Below are 7,263 nucleotides of genomic sequence, written 5' to 3'. Positions count from 1 at the left end.
TGCCGGACAAGATATTGATTCCAAGGTACGAACGCAGAAATGGAAGATAAGCGGATACGACAAGAGGCTAGTCCCGGTTGGCGGAGTATACAATTTCTTTGCAGATAGATTCCTGAAGAAGGCTCAAAGTAGTGGACAAAACCTCTGTGCGATAACTGGCGGCACCCGTAACGGTTTTTGGTATTGCAATTCGAATGCGACTTTTGATTCTACAAGCGCCATGGCGGGAAGCTCAGTATGGTTTATAGACGGTGACTTGACGATTAAGAAGAATTTGACTATAGGAGTTGCTGATTCAGTCACGTTTATAGTCAGAGGGAACATTACTGTGGAAACTGGAGTGGATAGGGTAGACGGGTTATACGTAACTAACGGTACGTTTAGTGACTATGATCCACTTGCGGGTAAAGCCGGTAGACAACTTGTAATAAACGGAGGCGTTTACGCCAGAACAGTTAATCTTGGAAGAATACTAGGCGGAACTCTCTGCCCAAGCGGCACGCAGTGCAACAATTCCCAGACTGCGGCAGTTAAGCTAGTCTACGATCCTAAATATCTTCTTGGCCTAAACACAGTTTTAGGTTCTCCAGATCTTGATTGGCGAGAAGTCGCGCCGTAGGGAAAGTCACGCAACTTCCAATTTCCATTTGCTTACATTAGATATCTGGGATTTAAGGTGACATCCTTGCTTGCCCGCCTCTGGAGGGAGTCCTCGAAAGGTGTCCTACCTTAAATCTAAAAAGTACTTCCTGAGTGTTTAAGGTCTCACCTTAAAGAAGGATGAGACCTTCTCTAGGATAAATGTTAGCCCTGGTTTGATTTTTTGTCTTCTGATCTACTTGAGTGTAGTTTAGGTATGCAAATTTTTATTTACCCCTTGCTCCGGTTAGTTGCTTCTGTTTAAAATGCCTCTGCTCGCGAGTGCGAGAAAATCCGAAATTCGAAGCACGAAACTCGAAACAAATCCTAATTTTATAAATCTTAATGTTTCAAACATTCGAATTTTGAATTTATAAATTGTTTCGGATTTCGATATTCGATATTCGAGTTTACGTTAAACATGCGACTACCATCCTTATTTACTTCTAAAAGATTAGGTATAGATTTAGGCACTTCCAATTGTCTTGTGTGGTCGTCTGGAGAAGGAGTAGTTCTTTCGGAACCAAGTGTTGTAGCTGTAGATTCAGTGACGGGTAAAGTCGTGGCTGTTGGCAGTCAAGCACACGAAATGCTAGGGAGAACGGGGACTAACCTTGTCGCGCAGAAACCGCTTAAGGATGGAGTCGTCGCCGATTTCTTGGTTTGTGAAGCGATGATAAAGCATTTTTTAGATAGAGTTTTGGGGTCGTCACGTCTTGCTAGACCGGAAGTTATGATCTGTGTGCCTTCCGGTATTACACAAGTAGAAAGAAGGGCAGTTTTGGAGGCGACGCTATCTGCCGGAGCCAAGACTGCTTATCTTATTGAACAGCCACTGGCTGCTGCTCTTGGCGCGAAGCTGCCAATCGATGCAGCTTTTGGGTCAATGGTTATAGATATTGGTGGAGGCGTGACGGGAGTAGCCGTTGTTAGCCTTGGTGGCATTGTTGTCGCGTCGTCTGCTAGGGTTGGGGGAAACAAGATAGATGAAGCCATAATAACCTATTTGCGAAGAACGCATAATTTAGTGATAGGGGAAAGAATGGCCGAGGAAATAAAGCTTAAAATTGGCTCAGCAGTTACGAGTGGACCGAGGAAATTAATGGAGGCGAGGGGCAGAGACGCTGTTTTGGGTCTACCTAAAGCTGTAACTATCGATTCGAATGAAGTGACCGAGGCTATGCAGCCTGCACTCGCGTCGATTATCGCGTGCATAAAGAGCGTGCTCGAACAAACCCCACCAGAACTTGCGAGCGACATAATAGATCGGGGAATCGTGATGACCGGTGGAGCTTCCCAGCTTCGAATGCTGGATAGAATGATTGCGAACGCGACGAATGTGCCCGCGCACGTAGCGGAGGACCCTATGCAGTGTGTGGTTTATGGTACGGGGATCGCGTTAGAAAACATCGGAGTATGGCGTAGAGCAGTTTTGTCTGCCTGAAAGGCGTCTTAGGTCTTCAAGAGGTCTTTTTCATCTAACTTTATATATCTGCATTAAAATTTTTAACAGTTTCTCAGGGTGAGACCCTGAATCAGGGTCTCACCCTGACTGGACTATCCGGAGCCTTCTTGTTTTTCCATGCTTAGCTACTAGTTTGGATATTTTTGTGCCAGGCATTTTCTCAAAACTCATAAGTTAATCGTTTGCAATGCATTCTTATATCAAATGCTATCAAACTAATAGTTTTAGTCTTGTAGCTGTAACATTTGAAGCTAAAAAGGGAGAGGTTTATAAGATTAAGAAGGTTGAGAAGGCTAAGAAGGGGTGGCTAGTTGGCCTCAAAAGGTGTAAAATTAAGCCTAGAGAGTACTATTTCGAGGCTAGGAGCCGATAGATGGACTTAAAAAGACGAAAGATAGATATTTTGGGTGTTCGGGTCGATGATATTTCGAGTGAAAAAACGGTCGATGCCATAATAAAAATGGCAAAAGGCGGGAAAAGGGGACATTACGTTGTAACCGTAAACACCGAATTTGTCATGTTAGCCCATAGAAATCGCGAATTTATGCAAATTTTGAACGATTCCGACCTTGCTGTTAGTGACGGGTACTGGGTGGCTAAGTCGAGGCTAATTTTTGGGGGCAAGGAACATGATAGGGTCACAGGTGTGGATTTGATAGAAAAACTGTGTGAAAAATGTAGCAAAAATGCTGTCACAATAGGCTTTTTGGGGGGTTTTGGTAGTGTAGCAAAGACAGTGGCCAAGCGCCAAAGGGAGAAGAATCCAGGTCTAAAGGTGGTATTAGAAGAGCCTGGAGATCCTGCTATAGGGTACGATTCGAGGCTAAAAGGGCAATTTTCCAATATAGGGAGGGTTGATATACTCTTTGTTGCGTACGGTATGGGTCAACAGGAGTTTTGGATAAGAAGGAACAAAAAATCGCTAAATGTAGGCGTATTCATAGGTGTCGGAGGAGCTTTGGATTACCTTGCAGGTGTGAAAAAACGTGCTCCGCTAGGCGTGCAACAGGCAGGATTTGAATGGTTGTGGCGTCTTGCTACGGAGCCCCATAGGATGTGGAGAATGAGGGTATTACCGCATTTTGCAGTGTTAATTTTGACCAAAAGGCTGACTCGTAAATTTTTTTAATCTTCTTTTAATAATCGGTCCAAATTTTTAATGTTCTTTTAACCTCTGATGATTTTCCCAAAAAAGTCAAAATTTTTTTATAAATTTTCTCAATTATTTTATAGGTCTCTTTGTATTTAAACAGTTTTTTTTGAAATGTTGACTATAGATTTTGTTATAGTCTAAAAAATTTTCCAAAAATTGCTTTGTGTCTTTTTTGTGATAGTCGCTTTCTTGTGTGGTGTATTTTTAGCTACTGAGTATTAAACTTCTGTGACAACGTAAAAATTTAACTAAACTTTTTACTATCCCCGGACGAAGTTTTTGCATAAAATGAGATTGACTTAGGCTGCTTTTAAAGATGTAGATATATTTTTGTTCATTTGTTCTGGGTAGTCTTTTTTGAAAAATCACTTTTTAGAAAGTAGACTGTGCAGCCAGTTTTAATGTATATAAAGTTTACCCGTTGCTGTATTCGCCAGGATTTTTTTCTTCTACTTTTCATATCTTGTAGTTTGACGTATTTTGAATAGAATCTCTGTCTATAGGTTTTTCTGCCATTTTTAGTAGCCTCAAATTAACTTTTCGCCTTACCAAACATTGTAAATTTGAATTTAGGTCTTTAGAATTTATGTAAGAGGTTTACGCATTTGGCAAAGTTTGTTCCAGACGTTACAACAAATCGTTGGGTCGTAATTGCGGAAGGAAGATCTAAGCGTCCTAAAGAAGAAAAGGTCCCCATCGCTAATGTAAATAAGATATGCGTTTTTTGTCCTGGCTTCGAAAAGATTCCGGGGGAAGAGCTGTACAGGCTTGGAGAGGGCAAAGCTTATGAGCCTGGATGGAAAGTGCGAGTTATTGCCAACAAGTACCCTATCTGTGACTTCCATGAGGTCATAATCCATTCTCCCGATGACAAGGTCGATATACCTGATCTGCCACTCGAGCAAGTTGAGCTTGTTCTGAAGGCTTTTAGGGACAGGTTTAATGCCAACCGGGTAAATGGACATGTAATCATATTTAATAACGTTGGAGAGGCTGGTGGCGCCTCTATACACCATCCTCATTCTCAATTAGTGGTTGTTCCAAAACAGATTACTCTTGACTCTTTAGAGCTTGAACCAACTAATAACGTTGTTGTCGATAACAATCACTTCGTTGTCTTTTGCCCTGAGTTTTCGCAGTGGCCTTTCGAGATGTGGATTGCACCCAAAAAGCGCAAAGAATTTTTTGGTCAAGTTACAGATGATGTGCTCCACGATTTAGCTGAAGTCTTGCAAAGTAGCTTAAAGCGTCTAATCGGACACTTAGATGCAACTAGTCATATTCATCCCGGAATGCCGATGGTGAGCTTTAAGGAGGGTCCTGCTTATAACTTCTACGTTCATTTCGGCAGTGATTGGTATATTAGAATAATCCCAAGGCTTATTCACAGGGCTGGATTTGAACTTGGTACGGGTATTTCTGTTAATATAGTGGATCCGGTGGACGCTGCTGAGATTTTAAAACAAGATTTGCAACAGATAAAAGATAAAAGATTAAAGATTAAAGATAAATTTTTTTAGATAAATATGCGGGGTAACACCGAAAAAGATGTCTTTAAAAGGAGGCCTTATCAATTCACTTTGGATTTAATTAAGTTTACTGAAGGTCTTCCCAAGGATCGGGTGGTAGATGTAATAGTTAAACAATTGATTCGATGCGGGACTTCGGTCTGTGCAAATTATGTTGAGGCATACGCAGCAAGTTCCAAACGAGATTATGCCAATTTTTTCAGTTACTCACTTAAATCAGCTAACGAAAGTAAATTTTGGAATTCTTTATTAAGGGATACTGGTAAGGCAGACAAAGAAGATGCTCAAGTGTTACTTGATGATGAGTTGGATCAGATATCTAGAATCTTAGGGTCAAGCTTAATAACTTTAAGACGTAAAGATGCTAAAAATTAATGCATATATTTTATCTAATATTTATTGTTTTTTATTTTAAATGAAGGTAAACGAAGCTATATTTCGCGACTACGACATCCGTGGCATTGTGGGAGAAGATCTTTCCGACGAGTTTGCCTATGTCTTTGGGAAGGCCTACGGAAGCTGGCTTGTAAGAAAAGGAACAAAAGAAGTGATCGTTGGCTATGACGCCAGAGAAACTTCACAGTCCTATTTTGACCAGTGTGTAAAAGGTTTACTCGAAACTGGAGTTGACGTAATTCGTGTTGGGCTTATTACTTCCCCAATGATGTATTGGGCTCGCAAGTATTACGACAAGGACGGAGGATTAATTATTACAGCTAGCCACAATCCTCCTGAGTATAATGGTTTTAAGCCAGCGAGTGGAGAAGGCGCGTTGTACGGAGAATCCCTGCAAGAGTTAATGAGGCTGATGCAGTCTGAAGACTTTGAGAAAGGTGAAGGTCGTGCGAGCGACCGTGAAATTGTCGAGGATTACACGAAAGATATTGTGTCCAAGGTTAAATTAGCCAAGCCTCTTAAGGTGATTGTTGATTGTGGTAACTCAACAGCTGGTCCATATGCTCCCAAGATAGTTGAAGCGATTGGGGCTGTTGCAGATGAGCTTTTTTGTGACATAGATTTTTCTCAACCTAACCATCCACCGGACCCCGTAGACCCACGGGCTTACCCTCAAATCGTCGAAAAAATTAAAGAAGGTGACTATGACCTAGGACTTCTTTTTGACGGTGACGCGGACAGATTGGGTGTTGTAGATCAAGAAGGAAATGTCGTTCGTGGCGACCAAATCACCGCACTTTGCGCAAGAAAGATACTCAAGGATAAACCCGGCGCTTTAATTTTGTTTGAACTGCAATGTAGTAAGAGCGGAACGGACGACGTTGTTAATCACGGTGGACGGATGGAGTTAATTCGCGTCGGTCACTCTTATGTTGAAGAAGAACTCCGGGCGAGAAAAGCGGAACTTGCCGGTGAAACCTCGGGTCATATTTTCTTTACCGACAGATGGTATGGTTTTGACGACGCCATCTACGCGGCTTGTAGATTACTTGAATATGTTTCCGAGAGTTCTGGGGGCTTACAAGAGCTTGTAGCCTCGCTTCCTTCCTATATTTCTACGCCACAGACACGAATTTTTGCTCCGGACAATCGGAAATTCGAAATTGTTGAAGATTTGAAGAAATACTTTAAAGAACTTTCTTCCCGTCATTCTGGACTAGGTCCAGAATCTTTTCAAGTTTTGGAAATCGACGGAGTAAGACTTGAATGGGAAGACGGATGGGCAGTAGTTCGAGCATCAAACACTCAACCGCAATTAACGCTACGGGCGGAAGCAACAATCGAAGGAAGATTAAATGAAATTAAGAAAATGATAGAAGAAGCGCTTGCTCCCTACGCCAAAGAAGGCGTGGAAGTGGTTTGGGGTAAGGTTCATTAGTTATTAGGTAGTATTGACAACCTTCTTCACCTATTTAACAATTGAGTTAATGCCCCTTATAGACGTTCATCGTAGATCGTTAATGATTAATCGCAAAATCTTGAGTCTTAAGACGATAGTCGATCGACGATCGACGTTAGGTGAGAAAAAAGGTTTTACCCTCATTGAGCTTCTAATTGTAATGTCGATAATCGGTGTGATGGTTGCTGCCGGTAGTTCTTCGTGGATGAATGCACAGCAAAAGGGGAGAGACGGTAAGAGAAAAAGTGACGCCAAGGCTGTTCAACAGGCACTCGAAACTTATCTTTCGACAAATGGCAGATACCCGCGTTCAACTTCCGGACAAATCATCTGTAACACCGGAGCTGATAATAATAAGGTAATCAAATGGGGGGATGCTTTTGCCTGTAATGGGGTTACGTACATGCAGCAGATTCCTAAGGATCCAAGTCAAGCTGGAACTCCAAGTTCTCTTGCATCTAGAGGTGGCATTTTTGACAAAGGAGTAATTTCGGGGCTTAAGAATACCGCAAGAGACATAACTTCTCCCCTTGCAAGTCTCTTTGGTAAGGATAATCCTCAAGTTGCCGCTGCCCCTCCACCGGAGAGGACAGCTCTTCTTAATGAGCGTGTTGGGTTTGGT

7 protein-coding genes are annotated in these 7,263 nt (G+C 42.1%); all 7 read left to right on the top strand.

Annotation, left to right across the window (positions count from 1 at the left end):
• Positions 1-619: hypothetical protein (locus tag NUV69_00175; GenBank protein MCR4324090.1), on the top strand; the 619-nt coding region annotated here is incomplete at its 5' end.
• 441 nt (positions 620-1,060) lie between these two features.
• Complete coding sequence (locus tag NUV69_00170; protein ID MCR4324089.1) at positions 1,061-2,083, top strand: rod shape-determining protein; 1,023 nt, start codon at positions 1,061-1,063, stop codon at positions 2,081-2,083.
• A 394-nt stretch (positions 2,084-2,477) separates the two neighbouring features.
• Positions 2,478-3,233 carry a WecB/TagA/CpsF family glycosyltransferase gene (locus NUV69_00165; GenBank protein ID MCR4324088.1) on the top strand — a complete coding sequence of 252 codons (756 nt, stop codon included), beginning with the start codon at positions 2,478-2,480 and terminating at the stop codon, positions 3,231-3,233.
• A gap of 629 nt (positions 3,234-3,862) precedes the next feature.
• Positions 3,863-4,777: a hypothetical protein gene (locus NUV69_00160; GenBank protein MCR4324087.1), complete on the top strand. Its 915-nt coding sequence runs from the start codon at positions 3,863-3,865 to the stop codon at positions 4,775-4,777.
• A 6-nt stretch (positions 4,778-4,783) separates the two neighbouring features.
• Complete coding sequence (locus NUV69_00155) at positions 4,784-5,161, top strand: four helix bundle protein (protein ID MCR4324086.1); 378 nt, start codon at positions 4,784-4,786, stop codon at positions 5,159-5,161.
• Positions 5,162-5,201: 40 nt separating this feature from the next.
• Positions 5,202-6,620 (top strand): phosphomannomutase/phosphoglucomutase, encoded by a 1,419-nt coding sequence (locus tag NUV69_00150; protein ID MCR4324085.1) that lies wholly within the window; start codon positions 5,202-5,204, stop codon positions 6,618-6,620.
• Between the two features lie 49 nt (positions 6,621-6,669).
• Positions 6,670-7,263: prepilin-type N-terminal cleavage/methylation domain-containing protein (locus NUV69_00145; GenBank protein ID MCR4324084.1), on the top strand; the 594-nt coding region annotated here is incomplete at its 3' end.

The sequence above is a fragment of the Candidatus Curtissbacteria bacterium genome (assembly GCA_024654445.1).
GTDB lineage: Bacteria > Patescibacteriota > Microgenomatia > Curtissbacterales > GWA2-41-24 > JANLHP01.
This window is presented reverse-complemented; position numbering and strand designations above follow the sequence as displayed.

Bases quoted from the DNA above. Each gene is read 5' to 3' on its own strand.
- NUV69_00170 (MCR4324089.1), top strand. From the start codon at position 1,061: ATGCGACTACCATCCTTATTTACTTCTAAAAGATTAGGTATAGATTTA.
- NUV69_00165 (MCR4324088.1), top strand. From the start codon at position 2,478: ATGGACTTAAAAAGACGAAAGATAGATATTTTGGGTGTTCGGGTCGAT.
- NUV69_00155 (MCR4324086.1), top strand. From the start codon at position 4,784: ATGCGGGGTAACACCGAAAAAGATGTCTTTAAAAGGAGGCCTTATCAA.
- NUV69_00150 (MCR4324085.1), top strand. From the start codon at position 5,202: ATGAAGGTAAACGAAGCTATATTTCGCGACTACGACATCCGTGGCATT.